We start from the raw sequence: 17,983 nt of genomic DNA, 5'->3' as shown, positions 1-17,983 counted from the left end.
AGATGGGGCTGCTGTTGGCGTGGAATCCACCGTCAATGCCGTGTTTCGCCAAACACCTCATCCAGCGACGTGGCATCCAGCACCCGGTCGCCCCAGGTTTCCAGCTGGGCGGGCGTGGCGGCGGCAATGCTGGCCAGCAGTGTGGCCGACAGCGCACCAAAACGGCGGGTCAACAGTCGTTGCAGCAACAAGGCTTCACCCTGTTGCATACCCTGCTGAATACCTTGCTGCACCCCTTTCTGCATGCCCTGCTGAATGCCTTTCTGCATGCCCTTCTCAATTCCCTGCTGCATCCCCTGAAGCATGCCCTGCTCCATCCCCCTGGCAATCGCCTGGGCTTCCCAGCGGTCAATATTGGTTTCCAGCATATCCATCCCTTTCGTCAATTCTTCGGCATCGGGCACGGCCAGTCCGGGCATTTTGCTCTGCAGCCGGTGTTTTATCCAGCGCGTCACCACCCGGTCGATGCGCTGCTTGAATGGCGATTGGGCAATCGCTTGGGCAAGACAACGGATGGCTTGCTTGGCCGCTGCGCTATCTGGCGTGTGCTCGAAGCGAAAGATGGCCGCCACCACGCGGTGCATGTCTTCCAGCTCGGCAGCGGGGAATGCCCCTTCGTCCAGCAGCCAGAATTTCAGCCGGGGCTGAAACGGCTTGAGCACCTGCGGATGGACGCGGATCAGATCGTAGAGTTCGCTGCTTTGCCGCCAGCGGGCGTCGCCGTTGTACAGCACGATGGGCAGCACCGGGGGCAGCCCTTCGGCGGTATTGACCGCCTTGCTGCGCAGCAGGTGGTCGTAAAGTGCGGCCACATATTGCAGCATGCGCGCCGGCATGGTGTCGTCCGGGGTGGATTGGAATTCCAGCAGCAGATAGAGGTAAATGCGCTGCCCGTGCAGTTCGACCGACCAGACAAGATCATCCGCCCGAGGCTTCATCGCCGGGGTGACGTAGTTGCCATTTTCCAGGCGCAGGGTGGTGTAGTCGAGCAGGGCGGACACCCCCGGCGGGGCAAAGGCCTCCAGCAGTTCCTGCACCAGTTCGGCGTGGGAAAACAGGTATTTATAACCGTTGTCGTGAAGGTGTGCCATCGACCAAGTGTAGCGTGGCGGATGGAGAGGCTCAAGCTACGCCAAGCTGATTGCAGCAGTACCAGAGGAATGCCGCGTGAGTGTCGGCAGCAGCGCGGGTTGACTTGGCGCTTGAGTGTGTCTGGTGCATCGCCCTTTTGCGGTAGCGCAGCCTACCTTGCCCTAGGTAAGCAGTCGTATAATTGACCTTTTGCAAAGGTTTGTCATGTCTGTTGCCCATCGCCTGGATGTCATTGCCCCGTTTCATGTCATGGCCATTCTGGAAAAAGCCAAGGCGCTGGAAGCGGCTGGGCATGATGTGATCCATATGGAAATTGGCGAGCCGGATTTTCCGACTCCGGCACCGATTGTGGCTGCCGGCATTGCCGCCTTGCAAGCCGGGCGGACATTTTATACCCCGGCGCTGGGCATTCCGGCGCTGCGTCAGGCGATTGCCGATTTTTACCAACAGCGTTACCAGATTACGCTGCCGGCTCACCGCATTGTGGTCACCCCTGGCGCATCCGGGGCCTTGCAACTGGCGCTGGCAGCGCTGGTCAATCCGGGCGAACAGGTTTTGCTGCCCGACCCCACCTACCCATGCAACCGGCATCTGGTCAGCCTGGTCAATGGTCAGCCGGTCAGTATTCCGGTAGACGCCCATCGCGGCTATCAATTGGGCGCGGACGATATTGCCCGGCATTGGTCGGCCAATACCGTGGCGGCCATGATTGCCAGCCCGGCCAATCCCACCGGCACGCTGATTTCGCCCCAGGCGCTGGCCGAGCTTTATCAGGCGGTTAATCAACGTGGTGGCACCTTGCTGGTGGACGAGCTCTACCACGGCCTGACCTATGCCGGGGCCGCGCATTCGGCGCTGGAAATCAGCGATGAGATTTTTGTGGTGAACAGTTTTTCCAAATATTTTCAGATGACCGGCTGGCGGCTGGGTTGGCTGGTGGTGCCAGAAGCGTATCTGGATGCGGTGACCCGGCTGGCACAAAACCTGTTTTTATCACCGTCCACCCCGGCGCAATATGCTGCGCTGGCGGCTTTTTCTCCCGAGACGCTGGAGATTCTGGAACATCGCCGGGCAGAATTTCAGCGTCGGCGCGATGCCTTGCTGGCGGCATTTGCGCCTTTGGGATTCAAATTTGCCGCACAGCCGGAAGGGGCGTTTTACGCCTACGCCGATGTGTCGGCACACACCGACGACAGTTTTGCCTGGGCCGAGCGTTTGCTGAGCGAAGCACATGTGGCGGTGGCACCGGGACGTGACTTTGGCCAGCACGGCGCAGCCCAGCATGTGCGCCTGGCGTACACCACTTCGGTAGAACGGCTGGAACAAGCAGCGCAGCGGATTGCCCGCTGGCTGGGACGCTAAGACAAAAAGCCCGGGGCGCTCGCTGCCAGCCGATCAGGCCACGCCCCGCGCCCTTTTGCCTTACTCAAGAAATGTTGTAGATATACAACATAATAATAAAGCCAATAGCATAACGCATCTGAACTGCATGGTTCAGTCTTCGTCTTCCAGTGGACGACGCGGGCGAAAACGCACCAGTTTAAGGCTGTTGCCCTGGGCATCCTGGGTGTAATCCAGGGTGTCCACCATCGCCCGCACCAGTTCAAACGCCTGGGTGGTTTCTGGCTGGGCCACACCGCTGGCACTGACCCAAGGCGGGCCTTGGTCGCGTATGCACACCTGTATGCGTTCCGGGGTATCCATGCACTCCAGCTCAAAACAGGCTGGCGTGCTGTCTGGCCCGGTGTAGCGCAGCACGGCAGAAATGGCCTGAACCACGGCCATATTGAATGCATAGGCGCTATCAGCACTCAAACCGGCCTCGCGCGCTACCGCCTCTACGGCAGCGCCCAACAGGGACAGATGTCTGCGATGTGCCGGAATGCTCAGCCGAATACAGCGCAGAGCCGGGTCGTGCGGCACGGGAAATTCCATAAGAAGCTGCTCCTGGTAGGTCATCTGCCTGAATCAGGCAGGCAAGAGGCACCATGCCTGTGTGCCTTGCTGGATCAACTTGTACACATATCGGTAGGCAGAGGCCGATATTTACGCACAATGAATGACACACTTTCAGTGTAGCGGGTTATCGCCCCGATTCAAGCCTGATGCACAGTTTTGCGCCGGATGTAGGCTGGGCCAGGGCTTGGCCGCTGAAGATCACGCATGCAGGATGGATGCACCGGGCCAAGCTGCCAGCCGGTGAACAGGGAAAACGCAGGCATAAAACAAAAGCGCCGTAATGTGGCCTTACCCGCAGCGGGAGGCACATCACGGCGCTTTGTGTTCCGATGTGCCAGCAAGCAGGCTGGCGCATCCGGCAGACCGAATGAATCAGTCTTTATTGATCAGCAGTTGATCAGTGGTACCGCCATTGGCGATGAATTCCTGCACCCACACCGGCTGACGGCCACGGCCAGTCCAGGTTTGTTCCGGGTCTTTCGGGTTGAAGTACTTCGGCTCAACCAGACGACGCGGTACGCCGCCAGCGGCTTTCGGCGCGGAGAACAGTTCGTCCAGATCAAAGTTGAAGGTGCGAGCGATTTCGAGAATCTTCTTGCGGGCGGCAGCTTTTTCTTCCTGCTCGCGCTTTTTCAGTTCAACTTCGAGTTCAATCTTCAGTTGCAGCAGTTCTTGGAAAGTGAAGGTCTGGAAATCAATCATTGCGCAATATCCTTTAGCGTCTGGTGTATTTAATCAACACCATTAAATTAGCCAATTTAGCCTGCTCTCGTCAAGTTTTTTATTTAAATTTTTCACTCAGTAAATTCACGGAGTCAGGCAAGGCTGGGTGGGCAAACCTGTGCATGGGTGGCTGGGTTTGTGCGGTCAGGCTTAAATACCCGGCAATCAATAGGTGAATCTACGCATAAAAACACCAAGCCAAGCCCAAACAATAAAGCCAGTGGGTAAAAAAAACCGGTGCGGTGGCGGGCGGGGGTGGGGCAAGAGAATAAGGCGGGATATCGGTAGGCGTGCCGGGTGGCAAGCCTGTTGGCCTTGGACAAGACGTGAAAAAGCCGACCGCAAGCGGTCGGCTTTTTGAATTTGGTCGGAGTGAGTGGATTCGAACCACCGACCCTCTGCACCCCATGCAGATGCGCTACCAGGCTGCGCCACACTCCGTACAACAAGAACAGAATTATAACAGTAGCCCCGCGCCAGCGCTAGCCCCTGATGCAGATTTGGCTGATTTGATCAGAAACCCAAACAAAACAGCCACTTGATAATCCTGCAGGCCGCCATTGCAGCCTGATACGCATCCTGACTGGCTGAATTTAAATATCCAGCCAGGCCAGAATCGACGCCAGTTCAGCGCGCAGGGCGGGGGAGCCCAGACGGCTGCGCGATTCAGCCGCCTGGCGGGCCTGAGCCGCCCGTTGCGCCAGCAACACATTGCGCAGACGACGCACCATCAGCACTTCATGGTGCTGATAATGCTGGCGTGGCCGACTGCCAGGCTGTCGGCCAAACGACATGCCAGTGGCTTCCCACTGGCGCAGCAGTTCCGGTGCCACGCCAGTCAGCGCGCACATTTCACTCAGGGTGAAATAGCGCTTGCCGGGCACCGGGGGTAAATCAGGCGTGCTGGGTCGCGTAGTGGTCATCGACCATTCCCTTCAGCTTCTGGCTGGCGTGGAACGTGACCACACGGCGGGCGGTGATGGGAATTTCTTCACCGGTCTTGGGGTTACGTCCTGGACGCTGCGGTTTGTCGCGCAGCTGGAAATTGCCAAAACCAGACAGTTTAACGGCATCGCCTTCTTCCAGCGCCACGCGAATTTCTTCAAAGAACGACTCCACCATATCCTTGGCTTCGCGTTTGTTCAAGCCGACTTTGTCGAACAGCAAATCGGCAAGTTCAGCCTTGGTCAACGTCATGCTTACCCCTTAATCATAACTCTAATGTGGTGAAGACAGAAGCCGGTTTGCCCGGCATTTTTACCCGGTATTACCGGACAACTACGCGGCGGCTGCCCTAAAAACAATCTGCTGCCGGCGCAATGCCGGCAGCAGCGTGGGCCAGACCTACACACTGAACCTTACAGGCGCAGGCTGGCACCTTGAAGCGCGGCGCAGTCGATGATCGCCTGAACAGCGGCATCCACCTCGGCATCGGTCAAAGTTTTGGCAGTATCCTGCATTAACACCTTGAAAGCAAGGCTCTTTTTGCCTTCTTCCAGGCCTTTGCCACGGTAAACGTCAAACAGGCCGATTCCGGTTACGCCAGGCAGCACCAGCGCCTGGAACGCTGCCAGCAGGCTGCCGGCCTCCACGCTTTCATCCATCACCAGCGCCAGATCGCGACGCACCGGCTGGAAGCGTGACACCGGCTGCCCCTTAACCACAGCGCGCGTCAGCAGCGCATCCAGCGCCACTTCAAACAGCACCGGGGCGGCGGGCAGATCGTACTTTTGTACCCATTGCGGGTGCAATTCGCCCAGTACGCCAATCACTTGCCCATCCAGCACCACCTCGGCGGCGCGTCCCGGATGCAGGGCCGGATGGCTCACCTTGCGGAAGCTGGCCACGCGCGGTGCCAGCAGGGCTTCCAGATCGGCCTTGAGGTCGTAAAAATCCACGCGCTCGGCTTTCTGGCTCCATTGTTCCGGTGCACGGCTGCCATACGCCAGCGCGGCCAGGCGTTCTGGCTGGTTGACTTGCTCGCCATCACGCAGAAATACCCGAGCAATTTCAAAAATACGCACACGGGATTGCTTGCGATTCAAATTGGCCACCAGGGTGTCCACCAGACCGCCCATCAGCGTTGAGCGCATTACGCTCATCTGGCTGGCAATCGGGTTGATCAGCTTGATTGGTGCGGCATTGGCGGCAAAATCCTGCTCCCAGCTGCTGTCAACAAACGCATAGCTGACAATTTCCTGATACTCGCGGCCAGCCACCCGACGGCGCATTTCGCTGCGTGGGCAGCGGGTTTCCGGCTGGGCCAGCATATGGCTGGCCGACAGCGGCGCGTCAGACGGAATATTGTCGTAGCCAAACAGCCGGGCCACTTCTTCAATCAGGTCTTCTTCGATGGCAATATCAAAGCGGAAGCTGGGCGGGGTGACGGCAAAACGGCCATCCTGATACTCCGCCACAAATCCCAATCGGGCAAACATCGCCGCCATGTCATCCGCTGCCAGCGCCAGGCCCAGCACCTGATTCACCCGCGCCACGCGCACGCTGACCGGCGCACGGGCAGGCAGCTGGCCCACCGCTTCGCTGACCGGCCCCAGCTGGCCGCCACAAATCTGCACAATCAGCGCGCTGGCGCGTTCCATTGCCTCGGCTTGCAGGGTGAAATCCACCCCGCGTTCGTAGCGGAACGAAGCATCGGAGGAAAAGCCCAGCCGGCGCGCACGCCCGGCAATGGCTTCCGGGGCAAAAAAGGCCGATTCCAGAAAAATATCCTGGGTGGTGTCGTCCACTTCGCTATTGGCCCCGCCCATGATCCCGGCCAGTGCCACCGCCTTGCTCGCATCGGCAATCACCAGCATGTCGGCATCCAGCATCTGTTCCTTGCCATTAAGCAGGGTCAGCGTTTCGCCTGCTGCCGCCATACGCACGGTGATGCCACCGTCCAGCTTGGCCAGGTCAAATGCATGCAGCGGCTGACCCTGTTCCAGCAAAATATAATTGGTGATATCGACAATGGCCGAAATCGAGCGCAGCCCGGCGCGCAGCAGACGGGTTTTCATCCAGTCCGGCGTTGGCGCAGCCTGATTAACGCCGCGAATCACCCGGCCCAGATAGCGGCCACACGCTTGATCCGCCGCCAGGGTGACGCTGCGCTGTTCGTCCAGCGTTACCGCCAGCGGCGACAGCGCCGGCATCGAAACACTGCTCCCGGTCAGCGCGGCCACTTCGCGGGCAATGCCGCGCATGCCCAGACAGTCAGCGCGGTTCGGGGTGATTTTCAGCTCAATCACCGTGTCGTCCAGATCCAGATAATCACGGATCGACGCGCCCACCGGCGCATCCGCCGGCAGCAGCAGCAGGCCATCCACCTCGTCGGGAATGCCCAGTTCCTTGCCGGAACACAGCATGCCATTGGATTCCACGCCGCGCATCTTGGTGGGCTTGATCTTGAAGTCGCCCGGCAGCAGCGCGCCAGACAAGGCGCACGGCACCTTCACCCCTTCGGCAACATTGGGCGCGCCGCAGACAATCTGCACCAGCGCACCAGTGCCCACGTCCACTTCGGTCACACGCAGGCGGTCGGCGTTTTCATGCTTGCGCACGGTTTTCACTTCGCCCACCACCACGCCGGTAAACACCGGGGCAGCGGCTTCTGTGCTTTCCACCTCCAGGCCTGCCATGGTCAGCAGGTAGGTGAGTTGTTCGGTAGACAAGCCGGGGTTCACCCAGCTTTTCAGCCAGTTTTCAGAAAATTTCATGGTGAGCCTCGCCTGCGATCAGTTGAATTGCTTGAGGAAGTTGAGATCGTTCTCAAAGAACAGGCGCAGGTCGTTGATCCCGTAGCGCAGCATGGCAAAGCGGTCCAGGCCAATGCCAAAGGCAAAGCCGGTGTAGCGCTCCGGGTCGATATTCACATTGCCCAGCACATTGGGGTGGACCATGCCGCAGCCGCCCACTTCCAGCCAGCCGCGTTCGCCCAGCACATCGATTTCTGCCGAAGGTTCGGTAAACGGAAAGAACGACGGGCGGAAACGCACCTGCAGGTCGTCACGCTCGAAGAAACGGCGCAGAAAGTCGGTCAGCGTGGCTTTCAGGTCAGCAAAACTCACCCGTTCGTCCACCCACAGGCCTTCCATCTGGTGGAACATCGGCGAATGGGTGGCATCGGAATCGACGCGATACACCCGGCCCGGCGCGATGATCTTGATCGGCGGCGGGTTATTCAGCATGTAGCGGATCTGGATGGGCGAGGTGTGGGTGCGCAGCACATCACCGCCTTCCACATAAAAAGTATCCTGCATGGCGCGGGCCGGATGATTGGCCGGAATATTCAGCGCCTGGAAATTATGGAAATCCGATTCGATTTCCGGGCCGTCGGCCACGGCAAAACCCAGCGAGTGAAACAGCTCGGTAATCCGCTCCAGGGTCAGCGTCACCGGGTGCAGGCCGCCCTGGGCCTGGCCACGGCCAGGCAGGGTGACGTCCAGCGCTTCGGCTGCCAGCTGGGCGGCCAGTTTGTCGGCGGCCAGCGCATCGCGGCGGGCATTGAATGCCGCTTCAAAGGCTTGCTTGGTTTCGTTGATGGCCGCGCCAGCGGTTTTGCGCTCTTCCGGCGGCAGTTTGCCCAGCTGCTTGAGCAGCTCGGTCAGCTCGCCAGATTTGCCAAGGTAGCGAGCCTTGACTTGTTCGAGCCCAACCGTGTCCGTGACAGCAGCCAGTGCAGTCCGGGCAGCAGCAAGAATCGTTTCGAGATGAGTCATGGTATGGGGTCTGTCTCGGGAGTAATTCGGGATAACACGCTTTAATGGGGAGAAACGCTCAGCCAATGCTGCCAGCGCTGCGCCATGCGTTAGGCATGGGATGGCGTGTCCTGCAGGCTTGGCTCAGCGTTTCCGGGCCGATGGGGCCGGCGATAAAAAAAAGGGAGGCGCGGGGCCTCCCTTTTTCATCACACTTGCTTAAGCGGCGAGGTTGGCCTTGGCTTGCTCGACGATCTGGGCAAATGCCGGCTTGTCGAACACTGCCAGATCGGCCAACACCTTGCGGTCGATCTCAATGGCAGCCTTCTTCACGCCGTTCATGAACTTGCTGTAGGACAGACCGCATTCACGCGCAGCGGCGTTGATACGGGCAATCCACAGGGTGCGGAACTGGCGTTTGCGCTGACGACGGTCACGGTAAGCGTATTGACCGGCCTTCATCACCGCCTGTTTGGCGATCCGGTATACGTTTTTGCGACGACCGCGGTAGCCTTTGGCAAGCGCGAGGATTTTCTTGTGACGGGCACGGGCGGTTACACCACGTTTGACGCGAGGCATAGTTTACTCCTTAAGCGTAGGGCAGCATTGCACGGACAGCAGCCATGTTGGTGCTATGTACCATCACGGTACCGCGCAACTGACGCTTGGTCTTGGTGGTTTTCTTGGTAAGAATGTGGCGCTTGAATGCCATCGAGCGCTTAACACCACCGTTGCCCAACACTTTCAGACGCTTTTTCGCGCCCGACTTGGTTTTCATCTTAGGCATGGATTGCTCCTGCTGATTTGTTAGATTTGGCGAGAGGTGACGGTAAAACACCGTGCTTGAGAACCCGCAACGCCACGCTTTTAGCACCATCAGGTTGCCCCAATGGCGAAAACCAGCACGGCAGATCACCCTGCCGTGCCGATTAACTGCTTATGATAGCCCTTATTTCTTTTTAGGGCCAATCATCATCACCATCTGGCGACCTTCGAGCTTGGGAAACTGCTCGACAGTGCCCACTTCCAGCAGATCAGCTTCCACCCGCTTGAGCAGGGTCAGGCCAATATCCTGGTGCGCCATTTCACGCCCGCGAAAACGCAGGGTGATCTTGGCCTTGTCGCCATCGGTCAAGAAGCGGATCAGGTTGCGCAGCTTGACGTTGTAATCACCGTCATCTGTGCCGGGGCGGAATTTGACTTCCTTGACCTGAATTTGCTTTTGCTTCAGTTTGGCTTCGTGTTTTTTCTTGCTTTCCTGGTACTTGAACTTACCGTAGTCCATCAGCCTGCACACCGGCGGTTGTGCGGTGGGGGCGATTTCGACCAGATCCAGTTCAGCCTCTTCGGCGCGTTCCAGCGCATCGCGCAGACCGACAATACCGAGCTGCTCGCCTTCACTGCCTACCAGGCGGATCTCGCGTGCGGTGATCTCACCGTTGATCCGTGGTTCTTTTTCCTGAGCTATAGCAAATTCTCCTAATTACAAAATGTCATGCACCGTGGCATAAGGCTTAACGCGACGATTCCGACTTGATTCGTTCGATAAACTGGGAAAGCGGCAACTGACCGAGATCTTCGCCAGTCCGCGTGCGCACGGCAACCAGACCGCCTGCTTTTTCCTTGTCACCGACGATGACCTGGTACGGCAATTTCTGCAGGCTATGCTCGCGGATTTTATAGCTAATTTTCTCGTTTCTCAAGTCGGCTTCAACACGAACGCCTGCAGCGCGCAATTGTGCCGTCACTTCACGGGCATAATCGCACTGTGCTTCGGTGATGGTCATCACCACTGCCTGCTGCGGTGCCAGCCAGGTGGGGAAGGCACCGGCGTAGTGTTCGATCAGAATGCCGGTGAAGCGCTCCAGCGAGCCAAACAGCGCACGGTGCAACATCACCGGACGTTTTTTGGTGTTGTCTTCGGCCACATAGCTGATGTCAAAACGCTCGGGCAGATTCATGTCTACCTGCAGCGTACCACATTGCCAGTCGCGACCCAGCGTATCACGCAAGACAAATTCCAGTTTCGGGCCGTAGAACGCGCCTTCGCCAGGGAACAGCTCGTAGGCCATGCCCATGGACTCGAGCGCAGAAGACAGCGCACCTTCCAGCTTGTCCCACACCTCATCCGAGCCAATGCGGTTTTCCGGGCGGGTAGACAGCTTGATGCGCACGCTGTCAAAGCCGAAATCCTTGTAAATATCCAGAATCAGCGCCACCACATCGCGGCATTCCTGTTCCATCTGGCCTTCGGTACAGAAAATATGCGCGTCATCCTGGGTAAAGTGGCGTACACGCAACAAACCATGCAGCGCGCCAGACGGCTCGTAACGGTGCACCTTGCCAAATTCGGCCATGCGCATCGGCAAATCGCGGTAGCTGTGCAAGCCGTGGGCGTACATCGACACCGCGCCAGGGCAGTTCATCGGCTTCAGGGCAAACACGCGCTCGTCTTCGGTTTGCGTGGTGAACATGTTTTCGCGGTAGTTGAACCAGTGACCGGAGGTTTCCCACAGGCCGCGATCCATCACATCCGGCGTGTTCACTTCCACATAGCCGGCTTGTTCCTGACGCTGGCGCATATAGCCAATCAGCGTCTGGAACAAACGCCAGCCCTTGGGGTGCCAGAACACCGAACCCGGTGCTTCGTCCTGCATATGGTACAGATCCAGCTGCTGGCCCAGTTTGCGGTGGTCGCGCTTTTCGGCTTCTTCCAGCATGTGCAGGTGGGCTTCCAGCTCTTCTTTCTTCACAAAAGCCGTGCCGTACACGCGCTGCAGCATTTCGTTCTTGCTGTTGCCACGCCAGTAGGCACCGGCCAGCTTCATCAGCTTGAACACCTTGATCTTGCCGGTGGATGGCACGTGCGGGCCACGGCACAGGTCGGTAAAGTCGCCCTGGCGGTACAGGCTCAGCGTCTGATCCTGCGGAATCGATTCGATGATCTCGGCCTTGTAGGCTTCGCCAATCGACTTGAAATAAGCCACGGCGTCGTCACGTGACAGGGTGTAGCGCTCTACCGGAATATCTGCCTTGGCCAGTTCGGCCATTTTCTTTTCGATGGCGGCCAGATCGTCCGGGGTAAACGGGCGCTTGTAGCTGAAGTCGTAGTAAAAGCCGTTTTCGATGGTCGGGCCGATGGTGACCTGAGCGTCGGGGAACAGGGTTTTCACCGCGTGCGCCAGCAGGTGGGCGGCGGAATGGCGGATGATGTCCAGGCCATCGGCGTCGCGCTCGGTGATGATCACCAGGTCGGCGTTGTGTTCAATCAGATGGCTGGCGTCCACCAGCGCGCCATCCACCCGACCCGCCAGGGTGGCGCGGGCCAGGCCGGCACCAATCGAGGCGGCCACGCCTGCCACGGTGACCGGCTGTTCAAAGGAGCGGATGGAACCATCAGGCAATCGGATATCAGGCATGTCAATACTCCGGGCAGTGGGGCAGATCAACGGGGGTGACGAAAAAAAACCAAAAAAAAAGTGCGGCCAGAGCCGCACTTTCTTGTGTTTTACGCAGTAGTTCGCAGTAACAATCCGAGGCTCAAGCTAGGGTGCTGATGCCGGTAGTGGTAGTTCGGAAAGCCATGGGAAAAACTCCGCAAAGTATTTTGGTAGGCGGTACTGGAATCGAACCAGCGACCTCCACGATGTCAACGTGGCGCTCTAACCAGCTGAGCTAACCGCCTGTAAGTCAGGAGCTGCGCAGTTTAGAGAGATTTGATCCGATGCGCAAGCATTTTTTGCAAGCGCCCGGCTTGCGGTATACTAGCCCGCTGATTTTTCTAAAACATTCTCCGACATCATGCTCCAGTTTACTCTGCACTCCACCAGCGCCGGTGCCCGCCGTGGCACGCTGGTCCTGAATCACGGCACGATTGAAACCCCCACTTTCATGCCGGTAGGCACTTATGGGTCAGTCAAGGCCATGAGCCCGCTGGAGCTGAATGAAATTGGTGCCCAGATCATTCTGGGCAACACCTTCCATTTATGGCTGCGCCCTGGTCTGGACGTGGTGGCCGAGTTTGGCGGCCTGCATCAGTTTATTGGCTGGGACAAACCCATCCTCACCGATTCGGGCGGGTTTCAGGTATTCAGCCTGGGCGATTTGCGCAAGATTACCGAAGACGGCGTGACTTTCCAGAGCCCGATCAATGGCGACAAGCTGTTTTTGTCCCCAGAAAAATCCATGGAAATCCAGCGTGTGCTGAATTCGGACATCGTGATGATTTTCGACGAATGCACGCCCTATCCCGCCGATGAAAAAACCGCTGCCGATTCGATGCGCATGAGCCTGCGCTGGGCAGAGCGCAGCCGCAAGGCCTTTGACGACCAAGGCAACCCGAATGCGCTGTTTGGCATTGTCCAGGGCAGCATGTACCCGGCGATGCGCGAAGAATCGCTGCGCGAACTGATGGCCATCGGCTTTGACGGCATTGCCATTGGCGGCCTGTCGGTGGGCGAGCCCAAGCATGAAATGCAGCGCATGCTGCAGGTGATGCAGCCCATGCTGCCAGCGGACAAGCCGCACTACCTGATGGGCGTGGGCACCCCGGAAGACCTGGTATACGGCGTGGCGCACGGCATTGACATGTTCGACTGCGTGATGCCCACCCGCAACGCCCGCAATGGCTGGATTTTTACCCGCTTTGGCGATATCAAGATCAAAAATGCCAAATACCGCAACGACACTCGTCCGCTGGATGAAACCTGCCAATGTTACGCTTGCCGGAACTTTAGCCGGGCTTACCTACACCATCTGCACCGGGCGGGCGAAATTCTTGGCGCGCGGCTGAACACGGTGCATAACCTGCACTATTATCAGCAACTGATGGCCGACATGCGCCAAGCGATTGAGGCCGATCAGTTTGAAAGCTTTGTGGCCACCTTCCACGCCGAACGCCAGCGCGGAGTGGATTAATCCACGGCGCTTAGGCGGCAGGGCTGCGCTGGCTGGCGGTGGATTTCGTCCACCCTTCACAGCTACAATGCCCGGTCGGCCTGCCCGATGGCCAGGCCCTGCTTCACCCGTTTTTTACAACCCGGCACCGCCAGCCTGTGGCGAGGCCCTGCACAAGGTCGATACACTCATCATGGATCAAGCTGCACTCATGCAATTTTTGCCGATGATCGGCATCTTCATTCTGTTCTGGTTCCTGATGGTCCGCCCGCAACAGAAAAAAATGAAAGAGCACAAAGCCATGCTCGACGCCCTGCAAAAGGGTGAAGAAGTGCTCACCCAGGGTGGCATTGCCGGTCGCATCACCAAGGCTGGCGACGAATACCTGACCGTTGAAATCAGCAACGGGGTAGAAATCGTTGTCCAGCGCGCCGCCGTGGCGAGCAAGCTGGAAAAAGGCACGCTCAAGTCGCTGTAATTTCTGTTCACTCCGGTGGCCGCCCAGCACAACGGGCGGCCCCTCTCCCCCGACGCGCCTCATGAACCGTTATCCGCTCTGGAAATACCTGATCATCGCCGTGGTGCTGATCGTCTCGATCCTGTACACCCTGCCCAATTTTTATGGCGAAAGTCCAGCGGTGCAGGTGTCCACCACCCGCTCGTCCATCGCCATCGACACCGCCCTGATGGAGCGGGTGGAAAAAACCCTGCAGGCTGCCAAGCTGCCGGCTGACGGCATTTATCTGGATGGCCACAGCCTGAAAGTGCGCTTTCACGACCCGGACACCCAGATCAAGGCACGCGACCTGATTCAGCAGGCGCTGGGCGATAATTACATCATCGCGCTGAACCTGCTGTCGTCGTCGCCGGCCTGGCTGGCCCAGCTCAAAGCCCACCCGATGTTCCTCGGCCTGGACCTGCGCGGTGGCGTGCACTTTCTGCTGGAAGTGGACATGAAGGCTGCGGTGGACAAAACCATCGAACGCTATAGCGGCGACATCCGCCGTGAGCTGCGCGCCAAGAAAATCCGCTACGGCACGCTCAAGCGCGTGGGTGACACCATCGAACTGGGCCTGCGCGACGCCACCACGCTGAAAGCCGCCGAAGACGTGCTGGCGCGCATGCTGCCCAACCTCACCCTGAAAACCGACGACACGCTGAACAAGCTGGTAATCAGCCTGAAGCCGGAAGAATTCGTCAAAATCCAGACCGACGCGGTCAAGCAGAACATCACCACCCTGCATAACCGGGTGAATGAACTGGGCGTGGCCGAACCGGTGATCCAGCAGCAGGGTGCCAACCGCATTGTGGTGCAGCTGCCCGGCGTGCAGGACACCGCCAAGGCCAAGGACATCCTGGGCCGCACCGCCACCCTGGAAGTGCGTCTGGTGGAAGACGACCCGGCCAAGGTAGCCGAAGCCCAATCCGGCCTGGTGCCGGCAGGCTACGAGCTGCTGGACGAAGCCACTGGCCGGGGCGGCGTGCAGAAAATCCTGGTGAAAAAAGAAGTGGAGCTGACCGGCGACAACATCAATGACGCCCAGCCCGGCTTTGACGAAAACGGCACCCCGGCGGTCCATATCAACCTGGACAGCACCGGTGCCGGCATCTTCCGTCAGGTGACTGCCGACAATATTGGCCGGCGCATGGCCATGCTGCTGGTGGAAAAAGGCAAGGCCGAAGTGGTGACCGCGCCGGTGATCCGCAGTGAAATCGGCGGTGGCCGCGTGCAGATTTCCGGGTCGATGAACCCGGCAGAAGCCAACGACGTGGCGCTGCTGCTGCGCGCCGGCTCGCTGGCCGCGCCGATGAACATCATCGAGGAACGCACCGTTGGCCCGAGCCTGGGCAAGGACAATATCGAAAAGGGCTTTAACTCCACCCTGTACGGTTTTGCCGCCATTGCCGTGTTCATGCTGATTTATTACCGGGTGTTTGGCGTGATCTCCACCGTATCTCTGGGGGTGAACGTGCTGATGCTGGTGGCGCTGCTGTCGATGCTGCAAGCCACGCTCACCCTGCCCGGCATTGCCGCCATTGCGCTGACGCTGGGCATGGCGATTGACGCCAACGTGCTGATCAACGAGCGGGTGCGCGAAGAAGTGCGCAATGGCGTCACCCCGCAGGCGGCGATCAAGGCCGGTTACGACCACGCCTGGGCGACGATTCTCGACTCCAACATCACCACCCTGATTGCCGGCCTGGCGCTGCTGATTTTTGGCTCCGGCCCGGTGCGCGGCTTTGCCGTGGTTCACTGCCTGGGCATCCTGACCTCGATGTTCTCCGCCGTGATGGTGTCGCGCGGTCTGGTTAACCTGGTGTATGGCAGCCGTCGCCGGCTGACCAAGCTGTCGGTGTAACGCCTGGCGCTGGCGGCACCCCAATGCGGGAGCCGCCAGCGTGGCACACCACCACAGCGTGAGCGTGATATTCCGCCCTTTCCTGCCTGCTGACGCCAGCGCGGGACACAGAATCAAGAAAGTCCACATCCATGGAACTGCTGCATTTCAAAAAAGACATCCCGTTCATGAGCTATGGCAAGCTCACCACGGCGATTTCGTTGCTGACCTTTTTGCTGTCGGTGTTTTTTCTGTTCAGCAAAGGCCTGCACTTCAGCGTGGAATTTACCGGGGGCACCGTGCTGGAAGTGCAGTACACCCAGCCGGTGGAACTCAACAGCGTGCGCAGCAAGCTGGACGGCCTCAAGCTGGGTGAAGCCACCGTGCAAAGCCTGGGCACCAGCCGCGACGTGCTGATCCGCCTGCCTAACCTGAAAGACCGTACCAGTGCCCAATTGTCCAACCAGGTGCTGACCGCCCTGCAAGCTGACAATACCCAGGTGGAATTGCGCAAGGTAGAGTTTGTCGGCCCGCAAGTGGGCGAAGAACTGGTGACCAGCGGCCTGACCGCGCTGACCCTGGTGTGCGTGGGCATCATGCTCTACCTGGCCCTGCGTTTTGAATGGCGCTTTGCCGTGGCGGCCATTGTGGCCAATATGCACGACGTGGTGATCATCCTGGGCTGCTTTGCCCTGTTCCAGTGGGAGTTCTCGCTGACCGTGCTGGCTGCCGTGCTGGCGGTGCTGGGCTACTCGGTGAATGAATCAGTGGTGGTGTTTGACCGGATTCGGGAAAACTTCCGCAAACCCGGCCTGCGCGGCAAATCCACGGCACAGATTATCGACAATGCCATTACCGCCACCATGAGCCGTACCATCATCACCCATGGCTCGACCGAAGCCATGGTGCTGTCGATGCTGGTGTTTGGCGGCCCGGCGCTGCATGGCTTTGCCACTGCGCTGACCATTGGCATTGTGTTTGGTATCTATTCGTCGGTGCTGGTGGCCAGCCCGATTGCGCTGGCGCTGGGGGTGAGGCGTGAGCATATGATCAAGCCGGTGAAGCCGAAGGAAGAGGCGGTGGTGTGAGGGTAGGGTGTTGGGGGTGAGCAGCCGCGCTGGCGCGCGGGGTGGCTGGGATTGAATTGAGACGGGGTTGCACCCCGTGCCCGCCCTCCTTTCTTTGCTTCGCCAAAGAAAGGAGGCAAAGAAAAGCGACCCGGGACGCCCGCCCTTCGGGTGCCCTGCGCTTCTCGACAGTCAGGGCCGGCCCGGAAACTCGCTGCCGCTCAAACAACCGTGCCGGACAGCCCCCTGACTGTCTGCGATGCTCGGCGGACTTTACGGGGGTAAAGCGGTTAAGCGCGACGGGCTGAGTTTTATATCAGCATGGGGAATGCTGGAGAAACCGGAGAAAATCGTTGTTCCTGTGTAAGCGAGGACCCAGGCAAGTTTCTACGGCGTGTTGACGGTGACATTGCCTTGGCCGCTGTTTGTTGAGGATTCATCCGTACCACGCCGTGGTGAGTTTCTGGATTCCCGCCTGCGCGGGAATGACGAAGTGGGGCGCGACGGGCTGGGTGTTGAATTGTGGTGATGTATCTCGGCAGTGGCATTTCGCTTGGTGAAAACCTGGCAACGGCTGCACACCATCGCCAGGTTTTCCACTCCCTACCGCGTCGTCCCCGCGCAGGCGGGGACCCAGGCAGGTTTCCACCGCGTGCTGACGGTGAATCGGGTGTGGCCGCTGTCCGACGACGGACGATAACGGATGCCAGACCATGCTGTGGTGAATTTCTGGATTCCCGCCTGCGCGGGAATGACGAAGTGGGGCGCGACGGGCTGGGTGTTGAATTGTGGTGGTGATGTATCTCGGCAGTGGCATTTTGCTTGGTGAAAGCCTGGCAACGGCTGCACACCATCGCCAGGTTTTCCACTCCCTACCGCGTCGTCCCCGCGCAGGCGGGGACCCAGGCAGGTTTCCACCGCGTGCTGACGGTGAATCGGGTGTGGCCGCTGTCCGACGACGGACGATAACGGATGCCAGACCATGCTGTGGTGAATTTCTGGATTCCCGCCTGCGCGGGAATGACGAAGTGGGGCGCGACGGGCTGGGTGTTGAATTGTGGTGATGTATCTCGGCAGTGGCATTTTGCTTGGTGAAAACCTGGCAACGGCTGCACGCCGCCGCCAGGTTTTCCACTCCCCTCCGCGTCGTCCCCGCGCAGGCGGGGACCCAGGCAAGTTTCCACGGCGTGTTGACGGTAAAATTGCCTTG

16 protein-coding genes and 2 tRNA genes are annotated in these 17,983 nt (G+C 59.1%); 5 read left to right on the top strand and 13 right to left on the bottom strand.

Translation table 11 applies throughout. The features are described from left to right. Positions 1-32 precede the first annotated feature (32 nt). The gene (locus tag BXU06_RS04345) at positions 33-1,091 is read right to left on the bottom strand and encodes an Rpn family recombination-promoting nuclease/putative transposase (protein WP_077297173.1); all 1,059 of its coding nucleotides are present in this window, start codon (positions 1,089-1,091) and stop codon (positions 33-35) included. 205 nt (positions 1,092-1,296) lie between these two features. On the opposite strand from BXU06_RS04345, the gene BXU06_RS04340 reads away from it, so the two are divergent. Next, a complete protein-coding gene (locus tag BXU06_RS04340) occupies positions 1,297-2,454 on the top strand; it encodes a pyridoxal phosphate-dependent aminotransferase (protein ID WP_077297171.1) in 1,158 nt (385 codons plus the stop codon). A 132-nt stretch (positions 2,455-2,586) separates the two neighbouring features. On the opposite strand, the gene BXU06_RS04335 is transcribed toward BXU06_RS04340, so the two are convergent. The 12 genes from BXU06_RS04335 to BXU06_RS04280 all read right to left on the bottom strand — a co-directional run bounded on the left by BXU06_RS04335 (position 2,587) and on the right by BXU06_RS04280 (position 12,156). After that, positions 2,587-3,027: an ATP-binding protein gene (locus BXU06_RS04335; protein WP_171982109.1), complete on the bottom strand. Its 441-nt coding sequence runs from the start codon at positions 3,025-3,027 to the stop codon at positions 2,587-2,589. Between the two features lie 396 nt (positions 3,028-3,423). After that, entirely contained in the window at positions 3,424-3,753 is a 330-nt protein-coding gene (locus BXU06_RS04330; protein WP_077297167.1) for an H-NS family nucleoid-associated regulatory protein, read from the bottom strand. A 385-nt stretch (positions 3,754-4,138) separates the two neighbouring features. Beyond that, positions 4,139-4,215, bottom strand: a tRNA-Pro gene (locus tag BXU06_RS04325). Between the two features lie 152 nt (positions 4,216-4,367). Further along, positions 4,368-4,697 (bottom strand): MerR family transcriptional regulator, encoded by a 330-nt coding sequence (locus BXU06_RS04320; protein WP_150125099.1) that lies wholly within the window; start codon positions 4,695-4,697, stop codon positions 4,368-4,370. Continuing rightward, positions 4,669-4,971, bottom strand: coding sequence for an integration host factor subunit alpha (locus BXU06_RS04315; RefSeq protein ID WP_077297163.1), 303 nt, complete (start codon positions 4,969-4,971; stop codon positions 4,669-4,671). Before BXU06_RS04315 ends, BXU06_RS04320 begins: the two co-directional genes overlap by 29 nt. Positions 4,972-5,132: 161 nt before the next feature. Next, entirely contained in the window at positions 5,133-7,490 is a 2,358-nt protein-coding gene (gene pheT, locus BXU06_RS04310) for a phenylalanine--tRNA ligase subunit beta (RefSeq protein WP_077297161.1), read from the bottom strand. A gap of 18 nt (positions 7,491-7,508) precedes the next feature. Continuing rightward, positions 7,509-8,492 carry a phenylalanine--tRNA ligase subunit alpha gene (pheS, locus tag BXU06_RS04305; RefSeq protein ID WP_077297159.1) on the bottom strand — a complete coding sequence of 328 codons (984 nt, stop codon included), beginning with the start codon at positions 8,490-8,492 and terminating at the stop codon, positions 7,509-7,511. Between the two features lie 198 nt (positions 8,493-8,690). Continuing rightward, positions 8,691-9,050, bottom strand: a complete 360-nt coding sequence (rplT, locus tag BXU06_RS04300; protein ID WP_077297157.1) for a 50S ribosomal protein L20 — start codon at positions 9,048-9,050, stop codon at positions 8,691-8,693. 10 nt (positions 9,051-9,060) lie between these two features. After that, positions 9,061-9,258, bottom strand: coding sequence for a 50S ribosomal protein L35 (gene rpmI, locus BXU06_RS04295; protein WP_077297155.1), 198 nt, complete (start codon positions 9,256-9,258; stop codon positions 9,061-9,063). A 162-nt stretch (positions 9,259-9,420) separates the two neighbouring features. Further along, a complete protein-coding gene (gene infC, locus BXU06_RS04290; protein ID WP_077297153.1) occupies positions 9,421-9,939 on the bottom strand; it encodes a translation initiation factor IF-3 in 519 nt (172 codons plus the stop codon). A gap of 46 nt (positions 9,940-9,985) precedes the next feature. Continuing rightward, complete coding sequence (thrS, locus tag BXU06_RS04285) at positions 9,986-11,890, bottom strand: threonine--tRNA ligase (RefSeq protein WP_077297151.1); 1,905 nt, start codon at positions 11,888-11,890, stop codon at positions 9,986-9,988. 189 nt (positions 11,891-12,079) lie between these two features. Further along, positions 12,080-12,156, bottom strand: a tRNA-Val gene (locus BXU06_RS04280). Positions 12,157-12,272: 116 nt separating this feature from the next. Here BXU06_RS04280 and tgt point away from each other — a divergent pair. The 4 genes from tgt (at position 12,273) to secF (ending at position 16,794) form a co-directional block, all read left to right on the top strand. Further along, positions 12,273-13,388: a tRNA guanosine(34) transglycosylase Tgt gene (tgt, locus tag BXU06_RS04275; protein ID WP_077297149.1), complete on the top strand. Its 1,116-nt coding sequence runs from the start codon at positions 12,273-12,275 to the stop codon at positions 13,386-13,388. A gap of 190 nt (positions 13,389-13,578) precedes the next feature. Beyond that, positions 13,579-13,845: a preprotein translocase subunit YajC gene (gene yajC / locus BXU06_RS04270; protein WP_253189520.1), complete on the top strand. Its 267-nt coding sequence runs from the start codon at positions 13,579-13,581 to the stop codon at positions 13,843-13,845. Positions 13,846-13,906: 61 nt separating this feature from the next. After that, on the top strand, positions 13,907-15,727 hold the full coding sequence (secD, locus tag BXU06_RS04265) for a protein translocase subunit SecD (RefSeq protein ID WP_077297145.1): 1,821 nt from the start codon (positions 13,907-13,909) through the stop codon (positions 15,725-15,727). Between the two features lie 131 nt (positions 15,728-15,858). After that, the gene (gene secF, locus BXU06_RS04260; RefSeq protein ID WP_077297143.1) at positions 15,859-16,794 is read left to right on the top strand and encodes a protein translocase subunit SecF; all 936 of its coding nucleotides are present in this window, start codon (positions 15,859-15,861) and stop codon (positions 16,792-16,794) included. Positions 16,795-17,983 lie beyond the last annotated feature (1,189 nt).

The organism is Aquaspirillum sp. LM1, assembly GCF_002002905.1.
Taxonomy (GTDB): Bacteria; Pseudomonadota; Gammaproteobacteria; order Burkholderiales; family Aquaspirillaceae; genus Rivihabitans.
This window is presented reverse-complemented; position numbering and strand designations above follow the sequence as displayed.

Bases quoted from the DNA above. Each gene is read 5' to 3' on its own strand.
- BXU06_RS04345 (WP_077297173.1), bottom strand. From the start codon at position 1,091: ATGGCACACCTTCACGACAACGGTTATAAATACCTGTTTTCCCACGCC.
- BXU06_RS04340 (WP_077297171.1), top strand. From the start codon at position 1,297: ATGTCTGTTGCCCATCGCCTGGATGTCATTGCCCCGTTTCATGTCATG.
- BXU06_RS04335 (WP_171982109.1), bottom strand. From the start codon at position 3,027: ATGGAATTTCCCGTGCCGCACGACCCGGCTCTGCGCTGTATTCGGCTG.
- BXU06_RS04330 (WP_077297167.1), bottom strand. From the start codon at position 3,753: ATGATTGATTTCCAGACCTTCACTTTCCAAGAACTGCTGCAACTGAAG.
- BXU06_RS04320 (WP_150125099.1), bottom strand. From the start codon at position 4,697: ATGACCACTACGCGACCCAGCACGCCTGATTTACCCCCGGTGCCCGGC.
- BXU06_RS04315 (WP_077297163.1), bottom strand. From the start codon at position 4,971: ATGACGTTGACCAAGGCTGAACTTGCCGATTTGCTGTTCGACAAAGTC.
- pheT (WP_077297161.1), bottom strand. From the start codon at position 7,490: ATGAAATTTTCTGAAAACTGGCTGAAAAGCTGGGTGAACCCCGGCTTG.
- pheS (WP_077297159.1), bottom strand. From the start codon at position 8,492: ATGACTCATCTCGAAACGATTCTTGCTGCTGCCCGGACTGCACTGGCT.
- rplT (WP_077297157.1), bottom strand. From the start codon at position 9,050: ATGCCTCGCGTCAAACGTGGTGTAACCGCCCGTGCCCGTCACAAGAAA.
- rpmI (WP_077297155.1), bottom strand. From the start codon at position 9,258: ATGCCTAAGATGAAAACCAAGTCGGGCGCGAAAAAGCGTCTGAAAGTG.
- thrS (WP_077297151.1), bottom strand. From the start codon at position 11,890: ATGCCTGATATCCGATTGCCTGATGGTTCCATCCGCTCCTTTGAACAG.
- tgt (WP_077297149.1), top strand. From the start codon at position 12,273: ATGCTCCAGTTTACTCTGCACTCCACCAGCGCCGGTGCCCGCCGTGGC.
- yajC (WP_253189520.1), top strand. From the start codon at position 13,579: ATGCAATTTTTGCCGATGATCGGCATCTTCATTCTGTTCTGGTTCCTG.
- secD (WP_077297145.1), top strand. From the start codon at position 13,907: ATGAACCGTTATCCGCTCTGGAAATACCTGATCATCGCCGTGGTGCTG.
- secF (WP_077297143.1), top strand. From the start codon at position 15,859: ATGGAACTGCTGCATTTCAAAAAAGACATCCCGTTCATGAGCTATGGC.